The organism is Chitinibacter tainanensis DSM 15459 (genome assembly GCF_000429785.1).
Lineage (GTDB): Bacteria > Pseudomonadota > Gammaproteobacteria > Burkholderiales > Chitinibacteraceae > Chitinibacter > Chitinibacter tainanensis.
The window spans coordinates 57,799-82,813 of sequence record NZ_AUCN01000001.1; the positions used below are offsets into that span (position 1 = coordinate 57,799).

Consider the following 25,015-nt stretch of genomic DNA (forward strand, 5'->3'; position numbering starts at 1 on the left):
GTACAGCAAAGCCGATAGTTTACCCGCTTCAGCGCAGACTGGGCTGACCATTCACCAGTGCTGACGTTTTACTTTCGCAAACGCAACGCCTGAGCTGGATTAAGCTTGGCGACGCACATGTACCAGATGGCGCTCTGCGTCCAGCTCTGGCACTTGCAGTGCATCTACCCCTACCACGTATACATCTGCAGGCAAATGAGTGATTTCTTCGTGAGGATATACCCCCTTTAGCGCAGCCCATTCACCGGTTGGCAACAACAGATGATTCGTCCAGCGCACAAAATCACCCAGATCGGCAAAGGCGCGCGAGGTGATGATGTCAAAGCCCGCCTCGGGTTGATAAGCCTCGACCCGATCCGTAACCACCGTAACATTCGGCAATTGCAGCTCTAGCAAGGCCTGCCGCAAAAAGGTGGTTTTCTTGTGGTTGGAATCCAGCAAGGTCAGCTGCCATTCGGGGCGCACAATCGCCAGCGGAATACCCGGAGTGCCAAAGCCAGAGCCCACATCCAGCATCCGCAGCGCGCTGGCGGGCAAAAATGGCAGCGGTGCCAGCGAATCGAGCAAATGATGCGTCACCATGCGCTCAGGTTCGCGGATTGCCGTCAGGCTGTAGGTTTTATTCCATTTGGCCAGCAAGGCCACATAGGCCAGCAGCTTTTCCTGCTCGGCCGGGCCAATCGCCAAGCCCATCGCAGCGAGGCCCGTGGCGAGTTTCGCGGCCAGATCAATCCCGTTACTCATGCTTTTTCCTGATTTAGGCTTGTTTCTCGGCGGCCAGCTTGGCTTTTTTCAGATATACCAACAGCAGCGCAATCGCCGCCGGTGTCACGCCCGAAATGCGTGAGGCGAGGCCCAGCGTTTGCGGGCGTTGGGCCGTAAGTTTTTGCTGAATTTCTTTCGACAGGCCCGACACTTGGCTGTAATCGAAATCCGCCGGCAGCGGCACATTTTCAAGCGCATCGCGCTTGGCCACTTCGTCTTGCTGGCGCTCGATGTAACCTTGGTATTTCACCTGAATTTCAACCTGCTCGGCCACTTGCTCATCGCTCACGCCCGGGCCGGCAATATCGAGCGTCATCAGGCTTTGATAGCTGACTTCGGGGCGGCGCAATAATTCGGCCAGCGTGTATTCCCGCTCAATCGCTTTGCCCAGTACGCGCTCGGCCTCGTGGGCGGCCAAAATCCGCGGATTGGCCCAGGTTGATTTCAGCCGCTCGAATTCGCGCTCGATGGCTTCGCGTTTTTCGCTGAACATCTGCCATTGCGCATCACCTACCAGCCCCAAGCGGCGGCCATGCTCGGTTAGGCGCAAATCGGCATTGTCTTCGCGCAATTGCAGGCGATACTCGGCGCGGCTGGTGAACATGCGATACGGCTCGGTCACGCCACGGGTGATCAGATCATCCACCAGCACGCCCAGATACGCCTCATCGCGGCCCGGACACCAAGGCGCTTCGTCGCGGGCATACAGCGCGGCATTCAAGCCGGCAAACAAGCCCTGCGCCGCGGCTTCTTCATAGCCGGTAGTACCGTTAATCTGGCCTGCAAAATACAGGCCGGCGATTGCTTTGGATTCAAAGCTGTTTTTCAGCCCGCGCGGATCGAAATAATCGTACTCGATCGCATAGCCGGGGCGCAGAATGCGCGCGTTTTCCAAGCCATGAATCGATTGCACAGCCGCCAGCTGAATATCAAACGGCAAACTGGTCGAGATGCCATTCGGGTAGAACTCATTGGTATCCAGCCCTTCCGGCTCTAGGAAAATCTGGTGGCTGTCTTTATCGGCAAAGCGATTGATTTTGTCTTCGATACTTGGACAATAGCGTGGACCAACGCCTTCGATTTTGCCGGTGAACATCGGGCTGCGGTCAAAACCGCTGCGGATAATTTCATGCGTTTTGAGATTGGTGTGCGCAATCCAGCACGGCAGTTGCTTCGGGTGCAAACCGCGATGGCCGCGCACCGAGAATACCGGCTCGGGCGTGTCGCCCGGTTGTGCCTCAAGCACGGCAAAATTAATCGTGCGGCCGTCAATTCGCGGCGGAGTGCCAGTTTTCAGGCGGCCCACCGGCAGCTGTAACTCACGTAAGCGCTGCGATAAAGTTAACGAAGCCGGGTCGCCCGCGCGACCGCCAACGTGGTTTTCCAGCCCAACGTGGATCTTGCCGCCCAAAAAGGTACCCGCCGTCAGCACCACGGCGCTGGCGGAAAAACGAATGCCGATTTGCGTTACGGCGCCAGTGACTTTATCGCCTTCCAGCAAAAGATCGCTGACTTCCTGCTGGAAAATATCGAGATTTTCCTGATTTTCCAGCATGCCGCGAATCGCCGCCTTGTAACGCACGCGATCGGCCTGCGCCCGGGTTGCCCGCACAGCGGGGCCTTTGCTGGAATTGAGCGTTTTGAATTGAATGCCGCCCATATCGGTGGCCAGCGCCATCGCGCCGCCCAGCGCATCCACTTCTTTTACCAGATGGCCTTTGCCAATGCCGCCAATCGACGGGTTACAGCTCATCTGGCCCAGTGTCTCGATATTGTGGGTCAGCAACAGGGTTTTACGCCCCATCCGCGCACTGGCGAGCGCGGCTTCGGTGCCGGCGTGACCACCACCGACCACAATCACATCATATCGAACAGGATAAAGCATGGCACTGGGCCTCAAACTACGGTAAAGGGGCAATATTCTACGGCAAAACAGGCACTTGAGTCAGCAGGAATGATTTTCATCGCAGCATGCAAATCTGGCATGAGGGCCTTAATGGGTCGCGTGGGTATCAGGCCAGCAGACCACCAGCGAGCCCTTGCCCGCACCAAGCCCAAAAAACAAAACCCCGGCCATGCCGGGGTATTGGTCAGAAAGGCTTACAGGACAATCACTTGCCAGCCATACCTACACTTTAAAATGCTTGGCCGCCTCCAGCGCCGCGCCGACGATGCCGGCTTCATTTTTCAGTGTGGCCGCCACCAGCTCGAAACGCAGGTTTTGCATTTCGGGAATAAATTTATCGGCCTTTTTACTGATCCCACCACCAATGATCACCAGATCAGGCGAGAACAGCAGCTGAATGTGCTCCAGATACGCATTCAGGCGAGGGTTGTAGTCTTTCCATTTCAGGTCGAGATCTTCCTTCACTTTGGCCGAACAATATTTCTCGGCAATGGTGTCTTTCGGGAAAATCAGATGCCCAAATTCGGTATTGGTAATCAGCTGACCATCAACGATCAGCGCGCTACCAATGCCGGTACCCAGCGTAATCACGATGGTTTTGCCACTGCGGCCTTTAGCCGCGCCAAACACTACTTCGGCCAGGCCCGCAGCATCGGCATCATTCAGCACAATCAGTGGCAAACCGGTGGCATCGGCCAGAATCTGTTGCGCCGGGGCGTTCACCCAGCTTTTATCCACATTAGCGGCCGACAGGGTAACGCCATTGTGCACAATCGCTGGAAAGGTACAGCCAATCGGGCCTTGCCAGTTGAAATGCTCGACGATCTGTTTCACCACCTGCCCCACCGCTTCGGGCGTGGCGGGCTGCGGGGTGTCGATTCGGTGGCGTTCGGCCACCAGCTCACCGGTTTGCAGATTGACCGGCGCACCTTTAATGCCGGTGCCGCCAATATCAATACCAAGAACAATTCGGGCTTGAGTTTGTGCTGTCATCTCGTTCTTCACAGATTATTTTGAACCGCAGTGTGCCAGCCTGCCGGATGGCCACCAACACCGTAAAACCCTTACGTAGCGGGCCTTACCGACTTAATTGGGCGCAAAATTGCGCAGCTGGATAAAGCGGGCTTTGTCGGACTCGGCCCGCTGGCGGATTTTCACCGCTTCCTGATCCTGCTGCTGCAATAATTGCTCAATTACTTGGATTTCATCCCGATTTTGATCAAGTTGTGCTTGTAAATCGGCAGGTAACGGTTTTTTTTGCTTCTGGAAGCGCTCAGCTTGCGTTTGCAGCTTTTTATTGCGCTCCTGAATAGTTTGAATACGCAGGCGGTTGGTTTGCTGGCCGGCGGCCAGCGCCTCGAGCTGGCGATCGCGCAATAAATCAATCTCATCCGGCGAAGAGAATGACTGCAGCAGTGCTTTATCTTTGCGCCGCTGCTCGATCTGCGCGCGCTGGCGTTCCAGCTCCGCGGCGCGCTCGGCCTCGCTCATCACACCGCTGCTACGCGAGCGGCCGGATTTATCCAGCGTGGTGAGGTCGCGGCTTTGGCCAGACGGGGGTTTATCGCTGAATTGCACCTTGCCGTGCTCATCCACCCAGCGATATACGGTGCCGGCGGCGACTGGCCAGGCACACATCAATAAAACTGCCAGTAAACACCCACGCATCATGGCCGCTTGATTACCTATCTTTTAAACACCGTATTGGGCACGGTATTGTTGAACTTTCGCCAGATTCTCAGTCATTCCGGGCTGATCAGCAAGAAATGCCAGCAAATCTTGCAAAGATGCAATAGGAATAACCGGCATGCCGAATTGTTGCTCGACTTCCTGTACTGCTGACAGGCTCCCCTGACCGCGCTCCATGCGATCCAGCGCAATCAGCACCCCAACCGGCTCAGCCCCGGCCGCGCGGATCAGATTGACCGACTCGCGCACCGAAGTGCCCGCTGAAATCACATCATCAATAATCATCACGCGGCCCTTGAGTGGCGCGCCCACCAGTACGCCGCCTTCGCCATGGTCTTTGGCTTCTTTGCGGTTGAACACAAAGGGCACATTGCGCCCCGCGCCCGCTAGCGCCACGGCCGTCGCCGAAGCCAGCACAATGCCTTTATAGGCTGGCCCAAACAGCACATCAAACTCCACCCCAGAGGCGATAGCCGCCTGCGCGTAAAAACGCGCCAGCTCGCCCACTGATGCCCCGTCGCTAAACAGTCCCGCATTAAAGAAGTACGGCGAGTTGCGGCCGGCTTTGGTGATAAAATCGCCAAAACAGAGCACTTTTTGCTCTACTGCGAAACGGATGAAGTCCTGACGGAAGTCGCTCATGGGATAGTCCTAATTCGTAAATCACAATACAAGCTAGAAGCATATCATTGATTTGAACAAGGAATCGCCGCGTGCGCATCATTTCTGCCAACCTGAACGGCATCCGTTCGGCCACCAGCAAAGGTTTTTTCACCTGGCTTGAGGGCCAGAACGCGGACGTAGTCGGCGTGCAGGAATTAAAAGCCCAAGCGGCGGATATCAAGCCCGAGCATACCCCGGCCGGGTTTCACGCCTATTTCCATTACGCCGAGAAAAAAGGCTATAGCGGCGTGGGCCTGTATTGCCGCCGCGAGCCCGATGCGGTGATTACCGGGCTGGGTATTGCCGATATCGATGCCGAAGGCCGCTATCTGGAAGTGCGCTTTGGCAATCTCTCGGTGGTGTCGCTGTATCTGCCGTCGGGTTCGTCGTCGGAAGAGCGACAGGATGTCAAATTCAGTTTTCTCGAGCGCTTCTGGCCACGGCTAAACGAGCTGCGCGAATCCGGTCGCGATGTGATCATCATGGGCGACTGGAATATCGCGCACAATGAAATCGACCTGAAAAACTGGAAAGGCAATCTGAAAAATTCGGGCTTCTTGCCCGAAGAGCGCGCGTGGCTGACCCAATTACTGGCCAGCGGCTGGGTCGATACCTGGCGCACGCTGTATCCCGAAATCCCCGGCTACACCTGGTGGAGCAATCGCGGCCAAGCCTATGCCAAAGACGTGGGCTGGCGCATCGATTATCAGATCGCTACCCCGGCGCTGGCGGCCACCGCGCGCGCGGCCAGTATTTATAAAGACGAGAAGTTTTCCGATCATGCGCCGCTGATTGTCGATTACGACTACCCGCTCTAAACCGATACCCAGCCAGGTATCAAGCCATACATCTCAATAACAATAGCCCCTAAGGCAATACCCCATGCAGCTCAGTCATTATCTGGCCGTTTTTACCAATCGCCGCATTGCTGCGGCGATGTTTCTGGGTTTTGCCTCCGGCTTGCCGCTGGCACTCACTGGCTCCACCCTGCAAGCCTGGCTGTCCGATGCCGGGCTGGATTTGAAAACCATCGGCTGGTTTACTCTGGTGGGGCAGCCCTACACCTGGAAATTTCTCTGGGCGCCGCTGATTGATCGCTTTCCACTGCCGCTCCTGGGCCGCCGCCGCGGCTGGATGTTGCTCACCCAACTGGCGCTGGCTGGCGCGATTGCCACCATGGGCGGGCTCGACCCGCAAACCCATCTGGCCACTTTTGCGGTGTTGGCGGTGCTGGTGGCGTTTTTCTCCGCCACCCAAGACGTGGTGATCGATGCCTACCGGACCGAAACCCTGCAACAAACCGAGCGCGGCGCTGGCGCGGCGGTGGGGGTGTTTGGCTACCGCATGGCCATGCTCACGTCCGGCGCATTGGCGCTGATTCTGGCCGATGGCATTTTGAGCTGGCAGCACACCTATTGGGCGATGGCGGCCATTATGGCCGGCATGGCGCTGGTGACCTTGCTTGCGCCCGAGCCCACCGGCCTGCCACGGCCACCGCAGTCGCTGCGCGAAGCGGTGCTCGAACCGCTGCACGAATTTTTCACCCGCCGCGGCGCGCTCTGGCTCTTGCTGCTGGTGGTGGGCTATAAGCTGGGCGATGCGTTTGCCGGCAGCCTATCGACCAAATTCCTGCTGGATATGGGCTATGTCAAAAGCCAGATCGGCTCGGCCAATAAGGTCTTCGGCATGATCGCCACCATCGTCGGCGGTTTTGCCGGCGCGGTGTTGATGCTGCGCTGGGGCTTGTATCGCGCGCTATTGGTGTTTGGGGTGCTGCAGGCTCTCACCAATCTAGGGTACTGGATTATCGCCCTGCATGGCGCGCCGGACCTGTTGCTGCTGTACGCCGCGATTGGCGGTGAAAACCTCGCCGGCGGCATGGGCACCACGGCGGCGGTCGCGCTCTTGATGAGCTTGTGTAATCCACGCTTTACCGCCACCCAGTTTGCCCTGCTCTCGGCACTGGCCGCTTTTGGCCGCGTGTATGTCGGGCCGGCGTCGGGCTATCTGGTGTTGGCCTTGGGCTGGGCGCATTTCTTTGTGTTTTCGGCGCTGGTGGCTATCCCCGGCTTATTACTGGTGGTGTATTTGCGCCAAACCATTCGCGCCCTGGAAACCCCAGCCGACTTGCCGGCGGACGATTAAGGCGCCCCCACACCCCACAGATCTGCAACAACGGCCTGCCTGCATATGACGGGGCGAGCCGTTGTTTGCCATCATGGCGACTCACCCACTGCGCTCGAGTCATCATGTTGCATACCCGCCGCCTGTTTACCCTCTGCTTGCTCGCCACACTGAGCGCCGCTAGCGCTGCCGCCACCCCCTGCTGGCACGGCGTGTGGCGCGGCCAAGTGGGCAGCTATCCGGTCACGGCCTGCCTGCAGGGCGATAATGATCCGCCACTGGGGCTGTATTACTACCACAAGCACCTCAATCCAATTCAGCTGCAAGCGCAAGATGAACACCCCCAAAGCCCAAGCCGCTGGCAAGAAGGAGAAGGCGGCGCACGCTGGCAAGCGGTGGCCGTGGGCAGCGATGGCGTCTTGCGCGGGCAATGGCAGCTCAAGGGCAAAAGCCTTGCCATTGAGCTACAGCGAGTGGCCTTTAACGGTGCCGAGCCCTGCCTGAGCGATGCGTTTAATGCCGCGCTGGAAACTCCCCCCAAATTCAAGAGCAAACTCGCCCAATGGCACGGGCAAAGCTATTTGCAAGTGTGGCTAGCAGGCAGCGATAGCGACAATGAATTACGCCGCATCGTGGTTGCCGCCAAACCGGGCGACACGCCCACGCTCACCGCCGAGGTGCGCGCCCGCCTGCTGGCCGACGCCAAAGAGCAGGCCGAATGCATCCGCTATACCCAGCTGTATCATGGGCAGCAAGGCTATCTAAGCCGCACCTCCCGGCCCGAACTGATTACCGCCAGCTGGTATGTTGAAGAAAACAATAGCGGCGATTATTGCGGCGGCGCCCACCCCAATTACGGCACCAGCTACCAAACCTATCGCCGCGGGCAGGCCAAGCCGGTGGAGGTGTGGCGCTGGCTCAATGCCAAAGCCGTGCGGCAAGACGGGCAGTTGTTCAAAATCGAAGCACCACTCCGCCGGCTGCTAAGCCAAGCCTGGGCAGAGGTACAACAAGAAGGCTGCGAATCGGTCGGCGACGAGACCGAGAGCTGGGATGTCTACCCCACCGCCAACGGGCTCGCGTTTATGCCCTATTTGCCGCACGCCATGTTCGCCTGCACCAATAACGCGGTGATTAGCTACCGCCAGCTCGCGCCCTTGCTCAGTAGCGAAGGCCAGGCCGCCATTAACAGCATGAAGGCGGAGCTACGCTAGCGGGTATTTCCTCTAGTGCACTATCTATACTGACCTCTAGCCAGATACCCTCGCTATTTTGCTGAAATCGCGCCGCAAATGGCGCAGCAGCGCCGGCCAGCCAGCGCTGTTTTTGCGCCGCACTGAGCTGCTTGATGGCGTATTCAAGCTTCAGCGCCACGCTGCGGCTAATACAGGGCAAGCTGCGCAACAGAGCTTCGGGTGGATGGGCACGGGTGAATTTGGCGCCGGTGCCGGCCTGATGCTGGGCCAGCCGGCGCGCCACATCAATGGCGATGCCGGTATAGAGCCGCCCGCCGCGGCAGCGCAATACATACACTGACCATGGGGCGAGGTCTTTCGAGGGGTATTGCTCGCTAGCGCTTATCAAATCAGCCACCTGGCGCAATACCTAGCCGACAATCCGTTCCAGCTCGGCTTCGGGGTGCTCCAGCACCAGCTCTTTTTCACCGGGGCGGCGTGGTGTCCAGTAAACCTTCACCAGGGCTTCTTTTTTGCCCAGCGGAATAAACACATCCAGCACCTTGCCCTTGCGGCCATCCAGCAGACGGGCCGTGGCCGGGGCATAGGTTTGCAGATGATCGCGGCGCAGGCGCACCCATTGTTTGGCTTCGAATTGACTCATGGCAGACGGGGCCAGATAAAAATAGCTCGCCATCATACATCGGCGCGGCGCGGCTGCGCTTGAGTGCGCGCGAGCGCCGCGCAAAAACAAAACCCGCCAGCGGCGGGTTTTGGTCGGCTAAGCGGGGTAGGCTTAGTTTTTCGGCATGATGTCGTTGAAGACAAATTTCACGCCTTTGATGCCTTCAGCCAGCATACCGGCTTGAGCCATTTGCTCGCCTTCATCCACTGAGCCAGACAGTTTTACGTCATAAGTGTCGGTGGCTTTAACTTGGATATCGAATTTTTTCAGTGCTGGATCAGCATCGATTGCGGCCTTGGCTTTCATCGCCAAGCAGCCCCATACGCAAGCGTCTGAAGCGTGAGCGGTATTCAAAGCAGCAAAGGCCACCAGGGCCAGCAGGGCAGAACGTTTCATTGTTATCTCTCAATCAGTCGGAACGATCGCCCAGAGCGGGCGGGGCAATGGCGGCAATCTTAAGTGCCGTAGATGACAAATGTGTTTAAAGCAGATGAACTTAGTATGACAAGCCACAGCCGGCAGCAACATTGCCACAGCCCCGGCCGCGCTTGGTACACTGATTCACCTTGCCCCGCCGCCCTTGCGAGCCTGCCCATGCTGCCCGACGATTTTCAGCCCGCACATACTCCCATTACGCATCTACTGCCAGAGCACATCATCATTGCCCTACAGGGCGATACCCTGCTGTGCAGTGCCGAAGGTTTGCCCACCGCCAGCGCGTTGGCCCACCTCGCCGCGCCCGAGCGGGCGCAGATCATCGGTTACTGGCAACAGCGGCCGGTGGTGCTGGCGCAATGGCCGGCAACTACAGCCATCCCGGCGGACCTAGAAGCCCTCGAGTTGCGCGCCAGTTACGGTCGGCTCAGCGAGGATGAATGGCTATTGGCGGGGCGGGCGAGCCAGATTGCTACCTTCTACCGCACTCACCAGCACTGCGGGGTGTGCGGGCACGCCACCACGCCGCTGGCGGAGGAAGTGGCCTGCGGCTGCCCGGCCTGCGGGCATCGGGTATGGCCACGCGTGTCGCCGGCGGTGATGGTACTGATTCGCCGCGAAGTGGCCGGCCAAACCGAGCTCTTGCTCGCCCGCTCACCCGGCTTTCGCCCCGGCGTGTATAGCGCGCTGGCCGGCTTTGTGGAGCCCGGCGAAAGCCTGGAGCAATGCGCGCATCGCGAGGTGCTGGAAGAAGTGGGCGTGCGGATTCGCCATCTGCGCTGGTTTGGCAGCCAAAGCTGGTCGTTTCCACATTCGCTGATGCTGGCCTTTGTGGCCGACTATGCCGGGGGTGATATCCGCTGTCAGCCCGGCGAGATCGAAGACGCGCAATGGTATCCGCTCAGCGCCCTGCCCGAGCTGCCCAGCCGCTATAGCTTGGCCTATCGGCTAATTCAGAGCGTGTTGCTCGCTGCGACTTAGGCTTTCTTGCGCAGCACCAGCGCCGCCACGCCGCCGGCGAGCAAGCCCCAGAAGGCCGAGCCAATCCCAAATACCGTCAGACCCGAAGCGGTGACCAGAAAAGTCACCATCGCCGCTTCGCGGTGCAGATCATCGCGCATCGCCAGCGCTAGGCCATTGCCGATGATATTCAGCAGCGCCAAACCGGCCACGATCATAATCAAGGCCGCCGGCAAGGCCGCAAACAGCGCCGCCACCGTGGCGCCAAATATCCCGATCAGCAGATAAAACACCCCGGCTGCCACCGCCGCCACATAACGTTTTTCGGGCGCTTCGTGCGCATCTTTGCCCATGCAAATGGCGGCCGTTATCGCGGCCAGATTGATAGCAAATGCACCAAAGGGCGCCAGCACGATGGTGGTGAGGCCCGTCCAGCTAATAATCGGCGAAATCGGCGGGCGGAAACCATTGGCGTGTAGCACCGTCACGCCGGGGATGTTTTGCGAGGCCATGGTCACCATAAACAGCGGTAAGGCCACGCTGGCCACAGCCGACCAGCTCAGGCTAGGGCTTACCCACACTGGCTGCGCCAGCGCCAGCTGCATACCCCCCAGATGTAACTGTCCCTGTAGCGCACTGCAAATAACGCCAGCGAGCAATACCCCCAGAATAGCATAGCGCGGCTGCCAGCGGCGCAGCAGCAAATAGGCCGCCAACATACTCAAGCCCAAGGCCAATTGCGTGCCCAGCGCCTGAAAAGCGCCCAAGCCAAATTTCAGCAACACCCCGGCCAGCATGGCCGAGGCCAGACTCATCGGCACCCGTTGCATCGCGCGTTCAAACCAGCCCGTTACCCCCACCAGCACAATCAGCGCGCCACAGAGCATAAACGCGCCCACCGCTTCCGGCAGGCTGATGCCCGACACCGACGTCACCAGCAGCGCCGCACCGGGCGTTGACCACGCCGTCACCACCGGCACGCGGTAGCGCAACGATAAGCCAATACAGGTGAGGCCCATCGCCAGCCCCAGCGCCCACATCCAAGACGCCGTTTGCGCTGGCGTGGCCGCTAAGGCCTGCGCTGCCTGAAACACAATCACGGCCGAGCTAGTAAAACCCACCAACACCGTAACCAGCCCCGCCACCACGGCAGAGAGTGAGATATCGTGCCACCAGCGCATGCGCAAGATCCGAATAGGGAAAACGGCATTGTGCGCTGCCGGTGGGGCGGTCGGCAAATCCAGTTGGCTGGCCAACAACTCGTTACAGTTCACCCAATTGACGCCTTACGCCCCGCGCAGGCAAGATGAAGGTATGAAAGCTCATAGCACTTACATTATTGCCCTTCACGCCCACGCAGCAGCTTGGCTAGCCGTGCTCGCACGCTAGCGCTCGCCCATGCTGTGGCCACGCGCTTGTCACCCTGACCGCGCCGGCCACCTGCCCCACTCCCGACGCGGTTGTTTCGCTTAAGGAGCTCTGTATGCCGCAATTGTCCGTGTCTTTCCGCCCCGCCCAAGTCGGTTTTATTTTGGCTTTGCTGGCCTCGACCGGTTTTGCCGCCAAGGCCATTTTTGCCAAGCTGGCTTATCGCTACGGCGTGGATGCTGTCACCATGGTGACGATCCGCATGTTTCTCTCGGTGGTACTGCTGGCAGGTATCCGCCTGTGGCGCACAGAAACCGGCGCCCCGCTAACCATACCCCAGAAGCTATGGCTTATTGCCTTGGGCGTAGTGGGTTATTACCTGTCTAGCCTGCTCGATTTCATTGGCTTGCAAACGGTGAGCGCCAGTCTGGAGCGGCTGATCTTGTGCCTGTATCCCACCCTCACCGTGCTGATCAGCGCCGCGCTGCAACGAAGCCGCATTCCCGGCCGCATCTGGCTGGTGATGCTGGTGACCTATTTGGGCATTGTGCTGGTATTGGGGCCAGATTTGTATCACGCCCGCGCCGACTGGTTTGGCGTGCTGTGCGTGGCGCTCAGTGCGACCACTTTTGCGCTGTATATGAGTTTCAGCCCGCGGGTGATTCAGGCGGTGGGCAGCATGCGCTTTACCGAATTGGCGCTGGGCGTGTCTTGCCTGGCGATCGTGGCGCATTTTGCCCTCACCCGCCCATGGAGCGATTTGCAGCAGCCCGCGCCGGTGTGGGGCTATGGCTTATTGATGGCGCTGTTTTCGACCGTGTTACCGATCTACGCCACCAGTGCGGCCATGCAGCGCATTGGCGGCGCGAAAACGGCGCTGATCGGCAGCTTTGGGCCGGTGCTGACGATTATCTTCGGGCTGGGCATCTTGGGCGAAGTGCTCACCCCTTTGCAATGGCTGGGGGCCGCGGTAGTGCTGTTTGGCGTCAGCCTGGTGAATAAAAAGGATTAAGGATGTCGATGGTTTTGCAGCGCCACAAGGCTGAATCTGCTATCACGAAAGCACCTCTATTTAAAGCGGCGCAAGCCATCGATCCCAGCATGCGGGTTGCCCTAGTCCGTGATTATTTTGTCGGAGCGTGTGTATGACGCATCTGGCCATGAATGAGCGCCTGAACGCGCCCAAGCTCGATGCCGATGCCATCTTGCCGCGGCCCGATCCGCTCGCGCGCCTGCCGGTGACGCCAAAGCTGATCGCCATTGGCACCTCCACCGGGGGGACGCAGGCGCTGGAAGCCATTCTGCCCAAACTAAAACGCAATTGCCCCGGCATTGTGATCGTGCAGCACATGCCGGAAAAATACACCGCCAGCTTCGCCCAGCGCCTGAATGGCCTGTGTGAAATCGAAGTACGGGAAGCGCGCCCGCGTGATCGGGTGCAACCGGGGCTGGCGCTGATCGCCCCTGGCGGCAAGCATCTGGTGGTGCAGCGCGCCGGTTCGCAGTATTTTGTAGATGTGGTGAATGGCCCGCTAGTGACACGCCATCGCCCCTCGGTGGATGTGCTATTTCGCTCGGCCGCCAATGCCGCCGGGCGCAATGCGGTGGGCTATATCCTGACCGGCATGGGCGACGATGGTGCCAAAGGTCTACGCGAGATGTTCGATTGCGGCGCCATGACCTATGCCCAGAATGAGGCCAGCTGTGTGGTCTTTGGCATGCCTAAAGAAGCCGTGCGGCTGGGCGCGACCAAAGAGCTGATCGCGCTGGATCAGGTGGCGGCGTCGATTATGCGCTATGGCTAGTCGTCAGCGTTGCCCGTAACGCCACCCAATAAAAAACCGCGCCGTAGCGCGGTTTTTTATTGCTGCGAGAGTTGCAGAGCGCTTAGATCACCTGGAAACGTTGCACAGTTTGCGCAAGCTGGCTGGACATATTCTCCAGCCGGCTGATCGAATCGACCATATTGCGCACCGCCACCGAGTTTTCTTCGGCCATTTGCGCGATTTGCTCGACATTGACCGCAATATCGCGCGCCGCCGCCCGCTGCTCCTGTACCTGCTCGCTAATCCCAAATACCGACTCCACTACGCTGCTGCTGCTGTCGTTGATGCGGGTAATACTATCGCTCGCCTGATTGGCCAATTGCAGCCCTTCGCTGACCCGGCGAGTGCCATTACTCATCCGTGCCACGGCATCGCCGGCGCTAGACTGAATCGCATTCACCATCGAGGTAATCTGCGTGGCGGATTGCGTAGTGCGCTCGGCCAGCTTGCGTACTTCATCGGCCACCACCGCAAAGCCGCGGCCCATATCGCCGGCGCGCGCCGCTTCAATTGCGGCATTGAGCGCCAGCAAATTGGTTTGGTCGGCCACATCTTTAATCACCACCACAATGCTGCCGATTTCTTCGATGCGTTGGCCCAGCTCAGTAATCTGCTGCGCCGCACCGCTCACTTCGCCCGAAATCGCCTGCATTTCGCGTGTGGCTGCCACCACATCCTGGCTACCGACTTGCGCTTGCTGGCCAGCATCGCGAGCCCGCTGCTCGGCATCAACCGAGTTATGCGCCACCTGATCCATGCTGACGCTCATTTCTTCCACCGCGGCGGCCATATTGCTGGCAGCCGCCGATTGCGCATCAGTACCGCCATGAATTTGCTGCGAGGCCTGGCTCAAGGTGCGAGCCGTGCCGGCCACATCTTGGGCATTGTCGCGAATCTGCCGGATAATCTGGGTGAGGTTATCCTGCATTTTTTTCAGCGCGCCCAGCAACACGCCGATTTCATCTTTGCCAATGCGCTGCGCCCGCCAATCGTGGGTGAGATCGCCAGCCGCGATTTTCTCGGCCACACTGCTGGCCGTCGCCAGTGAGCCAATCACCTGATTGGCAATCAGCGCCGCAAATACTAGGCCCGCCACAATCGCGATGATGGCCGTGACCACAATCACGGTGTGGGCGGCGCCGCTGGTACGGCCCATACTGGCCTTGCCCTGCTCCATCATTTCGCCCTGCTGTTTGCCCAGTTGCAGCACCGCATTGCGATATTCATTACTCACCTTGGCGTAGGTGGTGTTGATAAAGGTCGCTCCCACCGCACGGTCGAGTTTCAGCTGGCTGATTAGCGTGGCTTTTTGCTTATCCATTGCCGCATTGGCGCGCTCCACTTCGGCCAGTAGCGTTTTCGCCTGCGCATCCAGTGGCATGGCTTTGAGTTTGGCAATCGCCGCCTCTTCCTGATCAGCCTCTTGGGTGATCACGGCGATGATCTTTTCCATCTCTTCAAAATTTTCGGCCAGCGCCGCATTGCGGAACAAGAGATCGGTGTTATAGGCCTGAATAATCAGGTCCTGCGTCACCACCACCGCCGGATAGCGCTCACCCACCAGCTCTTCGATCTTGCCACTGATGCTCTGCAAGCTATACAAAGCCGCAGCCGTCAGCACCACCAACAAGCCCAGCACCAAGCCAAATCCGGCCATTAATCGTGTTTTCACACCCCAGTTATTCATGCTTATGCTCCCTCTCTGGTGGTAAAAATTCACCCGTCTTACAAGCTTAGTTGGCTTATACTTTAGGACAACAACTATAACCTATATCACAAAATTCTAATGGGAGGCTGGCATGACCGCTGAAACGGTGAAATTTGGCTTTAACGACATCGGAAAACGCAACTTGTCAGCCGAATTTGCCCTGATTGCCCAGTACAACGCGCTCAGCTACGAACAAAAAGACGAAAAAAATGCCCTGCTGCGGCAGATTTTTGCCGAAGCGGAAGAAGTTATTTTCCAAGGCAAGCTCAATATCGTGGGTGGTCAGCTGATCCGGCTGGGGCGCAAAGTGTTTATCAATCACGGGGTGGAAATCGCCGCCGCTGCGCCGATTACGATTGGCCACCACACCCTGATCGGCCCCCATGTGCAAATTCAGACCGGCACGCATCCGGTCGACCCTACCGAGCGCCAACGCTGGGCCTTCTGGGCCAAGCCGATCAGCATCGGCCAGAATGTCTGGATTGGCGCTAGCGCCATCATCTGCCCCGGCGTCACGATCGGCGATCATTGCGTGATTGGTGCTGGCAGCGTGGTGACCCGCGATGTGCCGCCATGCTCTTTGGTGCTGGGCAACCCCGCGCAGGTAGTGAAAGCGCTGACGCCGCCCGACGAAGCCACGCTGTACGAGCTCAATCCGTAAACATGCTGGGCATCTTCAAACAATGGCTGGGGCGCACCCCCGCCCCGCCCAGCGCCGACCCGGCTCTGATTGATCAGCTGGTCGAGCTGGCTGCGCCGCAGGTGAAATTAGCGCGCAAATACCAGCAACGCCTTGGGCCGTATGTGCATTGGGCCGAAGAACACGCCGCCCGCTTTACTGCCCAATGGCCGCCAGCGCTGCGGCTGGATAACGAACACTGGCGCCAGCACCGGCTATTGCAATTACTGTTTGCCAATCCGGCCCGGATGGGCGAGCTGATTGGCGAGCATCCCGCCCTGCATGCCTGGTTTGCCGCGCATCCGCTGGCCGATGAAACCGTGGTGGTGTTTACCGCCGATATTCAGCGCAAACACAGCTTTGGCATGGTGGAAGAAGGCGGGCAGATTCGCCAAGATGTCGCGCAACAGCGACTGCAGTTTGCTCATTACCGGATCAGCAGCGCGGTGGAATCGCTCGCCGCCTTGCAGGCAGCGGGCCCGCGCCGGCTACTGGAAGTCGTGGCGCAACAAGCCAGCTTCGCGCTCACGCAGCTGGGGCAGGAAAAACAAGCCCTGGAAGAAGCACTGCTGAATGCCCGCACCATGCTGCGCATGGCCAGCCCGCACAGCGCCGACTACGACAAGCAACAAGCACGAATTGCCGAGCTCACGGCCCAGCTGCAGGCCAATGCCAGCGCCCGCAGCCCCGATGCCCAGTGCGAGCGGCTAATCGCCGAGCTGGCCGCCACACCCGATTTACTTACCCTGCAAACCGAAACGCTGGCGGTCGACCCGCTGGGCGTGATCGACAGTGGCATGGGCGATGAGCAAACCATCGAATTAAGCGAAATCGTGCTGCACGGCGAGCCGCCTGTGCGCAAACTACTGCAAATATTGATTATCCCGCGCAGCCTGCTGCAAACCCCAGCCGCCCCGCTGCCCGACGTCCGCTTTTAAGCGCCCTATTGGATACGCCGATGAAAACCTGTTTACTCTGGGCCAGCTTGCTGCTGGCCGCACCAAGCTGGGCCCAACTGCCCGCGGAAGCCATTTACCGCTGCGCCGAAGGCGAAGTCTTTCAATTACAGCACCAGCCTAATGGCGTGCGCCTGTTGCGCGGCCTGTATCAACCGGTGAAAGACGGCAGCCGCTTGAACCTCGCCAGCACTGCTGCGGGCGAATTTAGCGATGGCGAATATCGGCTTCACAGTACCGAACAAACGCTCAGCCTGTTTCACCACGCGCAGCCACTGGGCAGCGATTGCCGCCCAGCCCCGCAAGATGAGCCAGTCAACCCGGTGCGCGACGCCGCCAGCGGGATTGTGTTTGTGCCCCCCGAGCGCTGGTTAGCGCAAGAAGTGAAACTCACCGCTGCATCGGGCAGCGAGCTACCCGCCGATGCGGTAGGCGCCCTGCAACGCCTGAGCTATTGGTATCAAGCCGCCGATGGCCGCCGCAGCCCGCTACTGACGCTCACGGTTTATCCTGGTGTGGTCAGCCCCCTGCCCAATGGCCCGGCCGACAGCATAGCGCTGGGCACCGATACCCAGCGGGTGTATTACGCCAAAATCAAACTACCATCTACATTCGCAGCCAATACCCCAGAAGAAGCACGCCTACAGGCTTTGCGCCTGACCGAAGCCGAATTGCGGCAAGCATTTTCAATGTATGGCGTGGTGGTCAATCGGGCGGTTGAAACCGTCACCGTCATTCCCAGCTGGCTGGAACGTAATTTGCGCCCCGGCGCGCTGCAAAGGGTGGAATTGCGCGAGCTCAGTGGCCAAGGGCTGGGGCAACGCATTGCGGTGCAAGAGCGCGTGCTGGAGCGCGGCAACCCCATCCCGCTCACCCTGCGCTTTGACCCGGCGGCCATCAATCCCAAACTGCAGTACGTAGTGCAGGCGCAGCTGCTGCAAAACGGCCGCGTGGTCATGCAAAGCGAAACTGCTGCCGTATTAACGCAACAACATGGCCGCGAAGCGCGCGTATTGCTGAAATCCCTAAGATAGGGAATATTAGAAATTTCATACAAAGCACCGCCTGTCAAGACATAGCTCTAGCTCGTTTTGGCAGGCACAGCAGCGCCACGCAAGGCGCTGAAACTAAAGCTTTTTCTGTATTCTGTAACCACCGCATTCCTGCCCACCCGCCCAACTGTACTGCTCACACCCCCACTTTGGCGCAACTGTAGCCCGCGCTAACTACCTGATCAGTGAGGGATTTACCGAATGTTTTGCCGTGCGCGCCCTCACTAGGATGCTGAGGCAAACCTCAAAAAAACCGCCTACATTGCAGTGCAATCAGGCCGCGGGCAACTTGCCCGCAGAACAAACAGGCTTGCCATACGCATAACACGTCATCAACACATCACGTCTTTGCCTCATTTGTGGAGAAAGCAAAATGAATTTCAAGATGCGCAACTGGGTTCTGGGTAGCGCCGTTGCCCTGCTGGCCGGTACTGCCAGCGCGGCCGGTACTCTGATTTATTGTTCGGAAGGTAGCCCAACTGGCTTTGACCCTTCGCGCCAAGTGACCGGCACCGACTTTGATGCTTCGGCTGAAACCATGTTCAACCGTCTGGTTGAATTTGCCCCTGGCTCAACGCAAATACGCCCGGGCCTGGCGGAAAAATGGGAAGTCAGCGCCGACAACCTGACCTACACCTTCACCCTGCGCAAAGGCGTGAAATTCCACACCACCAGCTACTTCAAACCAACGCGTGAATTCAACGCCGATGACGTGGTGTTTACCTTCAAACGCCTGACCGACAAAAACTTCCCGTTCAATAAAGCGGCCCCAAGCGATTTTCCATATGCCTCTGACATGGCGATGGATACCAATCTGGTCGCGATCGAGAAAGTGGATCCATATACCGTCCGCATGAAGCTGAAAGCAGTTGATGCGGCCTTCCTGCAAAACTTGGCGATGTCGTTTGCTTCGATTCACTCAGCCGAATACGCCGAAGGCCTGTTGAAAGCGGGCAAAGCCGCCAATATCAACACCCAGCCCATCGGTACCGGCCCGTTTGTGTTCCGCTCATTCCAGAAAGACGCCAATATCCGCTATGACGCGAATAAAGACTTCTGGCGCAAAGGCGATGTGAAGCTGGACAAACTGATTTTCGCGATCACGCCGGATGCATCCGTGCGCTATCAGAAGCTGCAAAAAGGTGAGTGCCATGTGATGGCCTACCCGAAACCGGCCGATCTGAAAGCCATGCAAACCAATCCGAAGCTGAACGTGCCAAGCCAACCGGCCTTCAATACCGGCTGGCTGAGCTACAACGTGAGCCGCAAGCCATTTGATAAGCTGGAAGTACGCCAAGCGCTGGATATGGCCATCAACAAGAAAGCCATCATCGATGCAGTATTCCAAGGTGCCGCGCAACCGGCCACCAACCCAATGCCACCAACCCAATGGTCGTACAACAAAACGCTGAAAGACGCGCCAATGGATGTGGAGAAAGCCAAAGCGCTGCTGAAAAAAGCCGGCATCGCGGAAGGCACCGAGATCACCCTGTGGGCCATGCCAGTACAGCGCCCTTACAACCCGAATGCCAAACTGATGGCCGAAATGATCCAGAACGACTGGGCGAAAATCGGCATCAAAGCCAAGATCGTGACTTACGAATGGGGTGAGTACATCAAACGTGCGAAAGCAGGTGAACACGACACCATGCTGATCGGCTGGACCGGCGACAATGGTGATCCAGACAACTGGCTGGGCGTGAATCTGGGTTGCGAAGCCGTGGGCGGCAACAACTACGCGCGCTGGTGCAATAAGGAATTTGACGATCTGATCGTGAAAGGCCGCAGCACCACCAATCAGGCGGAACGCGTGAAGCTGTACGAAAAAGCGCAAACCATCTTCAAACGTGAAGTACCTTGGACCACCATCGCGCACTCAACGGTGTATCAGCCAATGCGCAAAGAAGTACAAGGCTTCAAGATCAGCCCATTTGGTCTGAATTCGTTCTACGGCGTGAGCCTGAAGTAAGCCCTTGGGCGGTGCCGCTGCGGCGGCATGGCCCATACCCACTGGCGGTACTAACCGCTAAGCATCTGCACCATTAGTCTGCTGAGCTATACCCCAATAATAATTTCGCCGGCTGGCTGTTTCCGATTTCCACCCGATGTAGCGGGCTGCCCCAGCTACAGGGGAGAGTTTCTATGCTGAGTTTTATTCTGCGCCGCATTGCCGTGGTGATTCCGACCTTCCTCGGCGTCACCCTGCTGGCCTTCGCGCTGATTCACATGATTCCGGGCGACCCGGTCTTGGTGATGATGGGCGAGCGACAAATCGATCCCGAATTTTATGCCTCGGCGCTCAAAAGGCTGGGGCTGGATCAGCCCTTATACGTGCAATATTGGCACTATCTGCTCAATTTGCTGCACGGCGATTTTGGTACGTCCATTGTCTCGAACGAGCCGGTGATTCGCGAGTTTCTGACGCTGTTTCCCGCCACGCTGGAGCTCTCGCTCTGTGCAATGATCTTCGCCTGTTTGCTCGGCCTGCCAGCCGGTATGCTGGCGGCCACACGCCGCGGCACGATTGTTGATCACGTCACCATGGGCAGCGCGCTCACCGGGTATTCGATGCCGATTTTCTGGTGGGGCCTGATCCTGATCATGCTGTTTTCGGTGTCGCTGGGCTGGACACCGGTCTCGGGCCGGATTTCCCTTGAATACGATATTCCACCAGTCACCGGCTTTATGCTGATCGACACCCTACTCTCCGGGGAAGAAGGCGCATTCAAATCCGCCGCCCACCATCTGATCTTGCCAGCGATTGTGCTGGGCACGATTCCGATGGCGGTGATTGCGCGGATGACCCGCTCCGCCATGCTGGAAGTGCTGCGCGAAGATTACATCCGCACCGCACGGGCCAAAGGCCTGTCGCGCGGACGCATCGTGATTGTGCATGCCCTGCGCAATGCACTGATGCCGGTGGTGACGGTGATTGGTCTGCAAATCGGTACCCTGCTGGCTGGCGCCGTGCTGACCGAAACGATTTTCTCATGGCCAGGCATTGGTAAATGGCTGATCGATTCGATCTCGCGCCGCGATTATCCGGTGGTTCAGGGCGGGATCTTGCTGATCGCGACCATGGTTATTTCTGTCAACCTGCTGGTGGACATCCTGTACGGGGTGATCAATCCACGCATCCGCCACGCGAGGTAAGTGTATGTCGACCCCTAGTAATCTCACTGCGGCCGATCAGGCCGCCAATGCCGCGGCGCTGAGCTATCCATCGCCACTGAAAGAATTCTGGCAATCGTTCAGCGCCAATCGGGGCGCCCTGATCGCACTGATATTTTTTGCCGCACTGGTGCTGGCCGCCATTCTGGCCGGCGTCTTGGCCCCGCATTCGCCCACCGAGCAATATCGCGAGCATTTGCTCACCCCACCGGCCTGGGTACAGGGCGGTAGCCTGCAATTTTTGCTGGGCACCGATGAGCTGGGCCGCGATATTCTGTCGCGCCTGATGCATGGCGCCCGCTTAAGCCTGATGATCGGCGTGGTCTCGGTGGTGCTCTCGATGCTGCCGGGGATTGTGCTTGGCCTGCTGGCGGCGTTTTACCCCACTTGGCTGGGCAACGGCATTATGCGCGCCATGGACATCATGCTGGCGCTCCCTTCGCTCTTGCTGGCCGTGGCGGTCGTCGCGGTGCTGGGACCGGGGCTGGTGAACACCATGCTGGCGATTGCGATTGTGTCACTGCCATCGTATGTGCGGCTGGCGCGCGCTTCGGCCATGACCGAGCTGAATAAAGATTACGTGGTAGCCAGCCAGTTGGCCGGCGCCGGTAAATTACGCTTGATGTTCAATACCGTGTTGCCCAACTGCATGGCTCCGCTGATTGTACAGGGCACGCTGGGCTTTTCTTCGGCCATTCTGGATGCGGCGGCGCTGGGCTTTCTGGGCCTGGGCGCGCAACCGCCGCTGCCGGAATGGGGCACGATGCTGGCCTCGGCACGCGATTACATTGACAGCGCCTGGTGGGTGGTCACCATGCCCGGGCTGACGATTCTGTTTACCGTGATTGCCCTGAATCTGCTGGGCGACGGGCTGCGTGATGCGCTCGATCCGAAACTGAAAAAACTGGCGTGAGGCGCGGCATGTTATTGGATATTCGTAATTTAAATGTGAGCTTTGGCAGCACCGCGCAGCCGTTTCAAGCCGTATCCGGCCTTGATTTAGCGATTAACCGCGGCGAAATCGTCGGGATTGTTGGCGAATCGGGCTCGGGCAAATCGGTAACCATGCTGGCGCTGATGGGGCTGATTGATGCGCCTGGCCGCGTCACCGCCGATGCGCTGCAATTTGCCGGGCAAGATCTGCTGGGCATGAAAGCCGCGCAAAAACGCCAGATCATCGGCAAAGACATTGCGATGATTTTTCAGGATGCGCTCACCAGCCTGAATCCGGCCTACACCGTGGGCTATCAGCTGATGGAAACCTTGCGCCTGCATACGCCGCTGCGCGGGGCAGCGCTAAAACAACGCGCGCTGGAACTCCTGGAACAGGTTGAAATCCCCGATGCCAAATCGCGGCTGAATGCTTACCCGCACCAGCTCTCGGGTGGGATGAGCCAGCGGGTGATGATTGCCATGGCCATCGCCTGTCAGCCCAAGCTGCTGATCGCCGATGAGCCCACCACGGCGCTGGATGTGACCGTGCAGGCGCAGATCATGGAGCTACTGGTCAATCTGCAAAAGCAGAATGATATGGCGCTGATTCTGATCACCCATGATCTGGCGGTCGTGGCTGAAGTAGCGCAGCGCGTGGTGGTGATGTATGCGGGTGAAGTGGTGGAAACCAGTAGCACCGAGCTGCTGTTTAATACCCCGCGCCATCCGTACACGCAGGCATTGTTGGCCTCGATTCCCGAGCACAGCAAGGGTGCCAAACGCCTGTCGACCTTGGCTGGCGTAGTGCCAGGCCAATATGACCGGCCAAGCGGCTGTTTGCTCAGCCCGCGTTGCCCGTACGCCACCGACACCTGTCGTACGCAACGTCCGCCGCAATTACCCCTCTCGGGTACCAGCGTGCGCTGCTTTACACCATTGAATGATAGCGGGATACCTAGCCATGAGTGAGCCGAACATCATCCTTGAAGCCAAAGGCTTGTCGCGCCACTATCAGGTGAGCCGCGGTTTTTTCCAGGGCCATGCCACGGTCAAAGCCCTGAATAATGTCTCATTCCAGCTGCAAGCCGGCAAAACCCTGGCCGTGGTCGGCGAATCGGGCTGTGGTAAATCCACCCTCGCGCGTCAGCTGACGCTGATTGAAGAGCCCACTGCCGGCGAGCTCAATATCGCCGGTGTGGCCATCGCCAAGGCCGATGCCGCCGCGCTAAAAGCCTTGCGCCCGAAAGTGCAGATGGTGTTCCAAAACCCATTTGCCAGCCTGAATCCGCGCAAGCAAGTGGGCGCCATGCTGGCTGAGCCACTGCAGCTCAATACCACGCTGAGCGCCAGCGAGCGCGAACAGCGCGTGCGCGAAATGCTGCAAATCGTCGGCCTGCGGCCCGAGCATTATCACCGCTACCCGCATATGTTCTCGGGCGGGCAGCGCCAGCGGATCGCCATTGCGCGCGCCATGATGCTCAAACCGGCCGTACTGGTGGCCGATGAGCCCACTTCGGCGCTGGATGTGTCGATTCAGGCGCAGATTCTGAATCTGTTTATGGATCTGCAAGACGAGCTAGGTACCGCCTATGTGTTTGTCAGCCACAATCTGGCCGTGGTCGAGCACATCGCCGACGATGTGATGGTGATGTATTTCGGCAGCACGGTGGAATACGGCGCCAAAGAAACGATCTTCCAGCAACCGCTGCATCCGTACACCAAGGCGCTGATGTCAGCCACACCAGCCATCCGGCAAGAAGATCGCCGCGCCAAGATCAAGCTCACCGGCGAATTACCCTCACCGCTGAACCCGCCGACCGGCTGTGCTTTCAATACTCGCTGCCCGCACGCCAATGAGCGCTGCCGCAGCGAAGTACCGGTGCTACGCCCGCTGGCGAATCGGATGATCGCCTGCCACCACATCGAAACAATCCCGCAGTAATCTAACAGTGGCTCGCTTAGGCGGGCCACTGCCCTTTTGGGCGTTGCGCCACGCGCTGGCGGCCACTATGCTGAAAACCTACTCACCGATTTCATCCTTACATCATGCAATTTGCCGATAAAACCGCCGAACAGCTGAATAACGAACGTTTCGCAATGCTGGAAGACATTGCCAAAGAGCTCGAAGGCGATGTGGTCTTTCCCACCTGTTTTGATGCCTCGGTGCAAATCAGCACGGTGATGAAAAGCAAAACCGCCTCGGTGCAACGAATTGCACATGAAATTCAAAAAGACCCGCTGATCACCGCCAAGCTACTCAAGCTGGCTAATTCGGTGGTCTACAACCCGATGGGCAAACAAATCAGCGATCTGGGCAATGCGCTGGCGCGGGTCGGCATGGATACGGCGCGCGCCACCGCGCTGGCCTGCGCCATGCAGCAGCTGATCCGCTCACGCGATCTGAATAATTTCGAGCCGATTTCCAATCGCTATTGGGTACACAGCCTGAAAACCTCGATGATCGCGCGCGTCATCGCCCGCCGCCTCACCCGCATCAACCCCGAAATCGCCATGCTGGCCGGACTGGTGCACGATCTGGGGGCGTTTTTTTGCTGGATCGGGCTGGTCGCTACGCCGAGCTGGCCGAGCGGCCACGCACGGTGGAGTTTCTGATCGCGCAATGGCATGAAAGCGTGGGCAATATTTTGCTCGATTCACTGGGCTTGCCCGAAGAAGTGGTCGAGGCGGTCAAAGAAATCGACGTGCCACGGGCGTTTGTCGAAACCCCGCGCAGTCTGTCGGATGTGGTGTACGTGGCCAATCTGTTTGCTGGTGGCTTCTGGGAAATGCAGCTCTTGGATATCCCCAATCTGGAAGAACCCAAAGAGCTCAGCTACGGCCGCTATACCGAATTGCAGGCCGAGATGGATGAAGCCTGCCAGGAAATGATCAGCATGTTCTAAACCCATGAATTGGCAAG

The 25,015-nt window shown here is 58.6% G+C and carries 26 protein-coding genes; 16 read left to right on the forward strand and 10 right to left on the reverse strand.

The features are described 5' to 3' along the window. Positions 1-99: 99 nt before the first annotated feature. The 5 genes from rsmG to pyrE form a co-directional block, all read right to left on the reverse strand. Positions 100-744, reverse strand: a complete 645-nt coding sequence (rsmG, locus tag G482_RS0100290) for a 16S rRNA (guanine(527)-N(7))-methyltransferase RsmG (RefSeq protein WP_084414402.1) — start codon at positions 742-744, stop codon at positions 100-102. Between the two features lie 13 nt (positions 745-757). Further along, positions 758-2,650, reverse strand: a complete 1,893-nt coding sequence (gene mnmG / locus G482_RS0100295; RefSeq protein ID WP_028448337.1) for a tRNA uridine-5-carboxymethylaminomethyl(34) synthesis enzyme MnmG — start codon at positions 2,648-2,650, stop codon at positions 758-760. Between the two features lie 243 nt (positions 2,651-2,893). Next, positions 2,894-3,664 carry a polyphosphate--glucose phosphotransferase gene (gene ppgK / locus G482_RS0100305; protein ID WP_028448338.1) on the reverse strand — a complete coding sequence of 257 codons (771 nt, stop codon included), beginning with the start codon at positions 3,662-3,664 and terminating at the stop codon, positions 2,894-2,896. A gap of 93 nt (positions 3,665-3,757) precedes the next feature. Continuing rightward, positions 3,758-4,309 (reverse strand): DUF4124 domain-containing protein, encoded by a 552-nt coding sequence (locus G482_RS0100310; protein ID WP_028448339.1) that lies wholly within the window; start codon positions 4,307-4,309, stop codon positions 3,758-3,760. Positions 4,310-4,363: 54 nt separating this feature from the next. After that, positions 4,364-5,002 carry an orotate phosphoribosyltransferase gene (gene pyrE / locus G482_RS0100315; protein WP_028448340.1) on the reverse strand — a complete coding sequence of 213 codons (639 nt, stop codon included), beginning with the start codon at positions 5,000-5,002 and terminating at the stop codon, positions 4,364-4,366. A gap of 71 nt (positions 5,003-5,073) precedes the next feature. On the opposite strand from pyrE, the gene G482_RS0100320 reads away from it, so the two are divergent. The 3 genes from G482_RS0100320 to G482_RS0100330 all read left to right on the forward strand — a co-directional run bounded on the left by G482_RS0100320 (position 5,074) and on the right by G482_RS0100330 (position 8,361). Next, positions 5,074-5,841 (forward strand): exodeoxyribonuclease III, encoded by a 768-nt coding sequence (locus tag G482_RS0100320; RefSeq protein WP_028448341.1) that lies wholly within the window; start codon positions 5,074-5,076, stop codon positions 5,839-5,841. Between the two features lie 64 nt (positions 5,842-5,905). Then, positions 5,906-7,168 (forward strand): AmpG family muropeptide MFS transporter, encoded by a 1,263-nt coding sequence (locus tag G482_RS0100325; protein WP_028448342.1) that lies wholly within the window; start codon positions 5,906-5,908, stop codon positions 7,166-7,168. A gap of 104 nt (positions 7,169-7,272) precedes the next feature. Beyond that, positions 7,273-8,361, forward strand: coding sequence for a hypothetical protein (locus G482_RS0100330; RefSeq protein ID WP_028448343.1), 1,089 nt, complete (start codon positions 7,273-7,275; stop codon positions 8,359-8,361). Here the strand turns inward: G482_RS0100330 and G482_RS19930 are convergent. From G482_RS19930 to G482_RS0100345, 3 genes are all read right to left on the reverse strand, one after another. Continuing rightward, entirely contained in the window at positions 8,333-8,740 is a 408-nt protein-coding gene (locus G482_RS19930; protein ID WP_084414406.1) for a GIY-YIG nuclease family protein, read from the reverse strand. The genes G482_RS0100330 and G482_RS19930 overlap by 29 nt on opposite strands. A gap of 12 nt (positions 8,741-8,752) precedes the next feature. Next, positions 8,753-8,986: a hypothetical protein gene (locus tag G482_RS0100340; protein ID WP_156905313.1), complete on the reverse strand. Its 234-nt coding sequence runs from the start codon at positions 8,984-8,986 to the stop codon at positions 8,753-8,755. Between the two features lie 132 nt (positions 8,987-9,118). Then, entirely contained in the window at positions 9,119-9,403 is a 285-nt protein-coding gene (locus G482_RS0100345) for a BON domain-containing protein (RefSeq protein ID WP_028448346.1), read from the reverse strand. 198 nt (positions 9,404-9,601) lie between these two features. Here G482_RS0100345 and nudC point away from each other — a divergent pair, with 198 nt between their 5' ends. Continuing rightward, positions 9,602-10,423, forward strand: coding sequence for an NAD(+) diphosphatase (gene nudC / locus G482_RS0100350; protein WP_028448347.1), 822 nt, complete (start codon positions 9,602-9,604; stop codon positions 10,421-10,423). Here nudC and G482_RS0100355 read toward each other — a convergent pair. Next, a complete protein-coding gene (locus G482_RS0100355) occupies positions 10,420-11,676 on the reverse strand; it encodes a benzoate/H(+) symporter BenE family transporter (protein WP_245575224.1) in 1,257 nt (418 codons plus the stop codon). The genes nudC and G482_RS0100355 overlap by 4 nt on opposite strands. A 209-nt stretch (positions 11,677-11,885) precedes the next feature. On the opposite strand from G482_RS0100355, the gene G482_RS0100360 reads away from it, so the two are divergent. Further along, complete coding sequence (locus G482_RS0100360; protein WP_028448349.1) at positions 11,886-12,782, forward strand: DMT family transporter; 897 nt, start codon at positions 11,886-11,888, stop codon at positions 12,780-12,782. A gap of 133 nt (positions 12,783-12,915) precedes the next feature. Further along, entirely contained in the window at positions 12,916-13,575 is a 660-nt protein-coding gene (locus tag G482_RS16715; protein WP_051258611.1) for a chemotaxis protein CheB, read from the forward strand. 82 nt (positions 13,576-13,657) lie between these two features. On the opposite strand, the gene G482_RS16720 is transcribed toward G482_RS16715, so the two are convergent. Continuing rightward, positions 13,658-15,283, reverse strand: a complete 1,626-nt coding sequence (locus tag G482_RS16720; RefSeq protein ID WP_051258612.1) for a methyl-accepting chemotaxis protein — start codon at positions 15,281-15,283, stop codon at positions 13,658-13,660. 112 nt (positions 15,284-15,395) lie between these two features. On the opposite strand from G482_RS16720, the gene G482_RS20775 reads away from it, so the two are divergent. The 10 genes from G482_RS20775 (at position 15,396) to G482_RS19305 (ending at position 24,998) form a co-directional block, all read left to right on the forward strand. Beyond that, positions 15,396-15,965: a sugar O-acetyltransferase gene (locus tag G482_RS20775; protein WP_051258613.1), complete on the forward strand. Its 570-nt coding sequence runs from the start codon at positions 15,396-15,398 to the stop codon at positions 15,963-15,965. A gap of 2 nt (positions 15,966-15,967) precedes the next feature. Next, entirely contained in the window at positions 15,968-16,921 is a 954-nt protein-coding gene (locus tag G482_RS0100380; RefSeq protein WP_028448350.1) for a hypothetical protein, read from the forward strand. Positions 16,922-16,941: 20 nt separating this feature from the next. Beyond that, on the forward strand, positions 16,942-17,973 hold the full coding sequence (locus tag G482_RS0100385) for a YbaY family lipoprotein (protein ID WP_028448351.1): 1,032 nt from the start codon (positions 16,942-16,944) through the stop codon (positions 17,971-17,973). A 391-nt stretch (positions 17,974-18,364) separates the two neighbouring features. After that, positions 18,365-19,960 (forward strand): ABC transporter substrate-binding protein, encoded by a 1,596-nt coding sequence (locus G482_RS0100390; protein WP_034618494.1) that lies wholly within the window; start codon positions 18,365-18,367, stop codon positions 19,958-19,960. 173 nt (positions 19,961-20,133) lie between these two features. Beyond that, the gene (locus G482_RS0100395; protein WP_028448353.1) at positions 20,134-21,144 is read left to right on the forward strand and encodes an ABC transporter permease subunit; all 1,011 of its coding nucleotides are present in this window, start codon (positions 20,134-20,136) and stop codon (positions 21,142-21,144) included. A 4-nt stretch (positions 21,145-21,148) separates the two neighbouring features. Next, the gene (locus G482_RS0100400) at positions 21,149-22,075 is read left to right on the forward strand and encodes an ABC transporter permease subunit (protein ID WP_028448354.1); all 927 of its coding nucleotides are present in this window, start codon (positions 21,149-21,151) and stop codon (positions 22,073-22,075) included. Between the two features lie 8 nt (positions 22,076-22,083). Then, complete coding sequence (locus G482_RS0100405) at positions 22,084-23,064, forward strand: ABC transporter ATP-binding protein (RefSeq protein WP_028448355.1); 981 nt, start codon at positions 22,084-22,086, stop codon at positions 23,062-23,064. Continuing rightward, complete coding sequence (locus G482_RS0100410) at positions 23,057-24,037, forward strand: peptide ABC transporter ATP-binding protein (RefSeq protein WP_028448356.1); 981 nt, start codon at positions 23,057-23,059, stop codon at positions 24,035-24,037. The genes G482_RS0100405 and G482_RS0100410 overlap by 8 nt, the downstream gene beginning before the upstream one ends. A 104-nt stretch (positions 24,038-24,141) precedes the next feature. Next, entirely contained in the window at positions 24,142-24,708 is a 567-nt protein-coding gene (locus G482_RS16730; protein ID WP_051258614.1) for an HDOD domain-containing protein, read from the forward strand. Continuing rightward, entirely contained in the window at positions 24,645-24,998 is a 354-nt protein-coding gene (locus G482_RS19305) for a hypothetical protein (RefSeq protein WP_156905314.1), read from the forward strand. The genes G482_RS16730 and G482_RS19305 overlap by 64 nt, the downstream gene beginning before the upstream one ends. Positions 24,999-25,015 lie beyond the last annotated feature (17 nt).

Coding starts and splice junctions, on each gene's coding strand:
- rsmG (WP_084414402.1), bottom strand. CDS start 744: ATGAGTAACGGGATTGATCTGGCCGCGAAACTCGCCACGGGCCTCGCT.
- G482_RS0100390 (WP_034618494.1), top strand. CDS start 18,365: ATGAATTTCAAGATGCGCAACTGGGTTCTGGGTAGCGCCGTTGCCCTG.
- nudC (WP_028448347.1), top strand. CDS start 9,602: ATGCTGCCCGACGATTTTCAGCCCGCACATACTCCCATTACGCATCTA.
- G482_RS0100400 (WP_028448354.1), top strand. CDS start 21,149: ATGTCGACCCCTAGTAATCTCACTGCGGCCGATCAGGCCGCCAATGCC.
- ppgK (WP_028448338.1), bottom strand. CDS start 3,664: ATGACAGCACAAACTCAAGCCCGAATTGTTCTTGGTATTGATATTGGC.
- G482_RS16715 (WP_051258611.1), top strand. CDS start 12,916: ATGACGCATCTGGCCATGAATGAGCGCCTGAACGCGCCCAAGCTCGAT.
- pyrE (WP_028448340.1), bottom strand. CDS start 5,002: ATGAGCGACTTCCGTCAGGACTTCATCCGTTTCGCAGTAGAGCAAAAA.
- G482_RS16730 (WP_051258614.1), top strand. CDS start 24,142: ATGCAATTTGCCGATAAAACCGCCGAACAGCTGAATAACGAACGTTTC.
- G482_RS0100330 (WP_028448343.1), top strand. CDS start 7,273: ATGTTGCATACCCGCCGCCTGTTTACCCTCTGCTTGCTCGCCACACTG.
- G482_RS20775 (WP_051258613.1), top strand. CDS start 15,396: ATGACCGCTGAAACGGTGAAATTTGGCTTTAACGACATCGGAAAACGC.
- mnmG (WP_028448337.1), bottom strand. CDS start 2,650: ATGCTTTATCCTGTTCGATATGATGTGATTGTGGTCGGTGGTGGTCAC.
- G482_RS0100310 (WP_028448339.1), bottom strand. CDS start 4,309: ATGTGTGCCTGGCCAGTCGCCGCCGGCACCGTATATCGCTGGGTGGAT.
- G482_RS0100345 (WP_028448346.1), bottom strand. CDS start 9,403: ATGAAACGTTCTGCCCTGCTGGCCCTGGTGGCCTTTGCTGCTTTGAAT.
- G482_RS0100385 (WP_028448351.1), top strand. CDS start 16,942: ATGAAAACCTGTTTACTCTGGGCCAGCTTGCTGCTGGCCGCACCAAGC.
- G482_RS0100405 (WP_028448355.1), top strand. CDS start 22,084: ATGTTATTGGATATTCGTAATTTAAATGTGAGCTTTGGCAGCACCGCG.
- G482_RS0100395 (WP_028448353.1), top strand. CDS start 20,134: ATGCTGAGTTTTATTCTGCGCCGCATTGCCGTGGTGATTCCGACCTTC.
- G482_RS0100340 (WP_156905313.1), bottom strand. CDS start 8,986: ATGAGTCAATTCGAAGCCAAACAATGGGTGCGCCTGCGCCGCGATCAT.
- G482_RS0100380 (WP_028448350.1), top strand. CDS start 15,968: ATGCTGGGCATCTTCAAACAATGGCTGGGGCGCACCCCCGCCCCGCCC.
- G482_RS0100410 (WP_028448356.1), top strand. CDS start 23,057: ATGAGTGAGCCGAACATCATCCTTGAAGCCAAAGGCTTGTCGCGCCAC.
- G482_RS16720 (WP_051258612.1), bottom strand. CDS start 15,283: ATGAATAACTGGGGTGTGAAAACACGATTAATGGCCGGATTTGGCTTG.
- G482_RS0100360 (WP_028448349.1), top strand. CDS start 11,886: ATGCCGCAATTGTCCGTGTCTTTCCGCCCCGCCCAAGTCGGTTTTATT.
- G482_RS0100325 (WP_028448342.1), top strand. CDS start 5,906: ATGCAGCTCAGTCATTATCTGGCCGTTTTTACCAATCGCCGCATTGCT.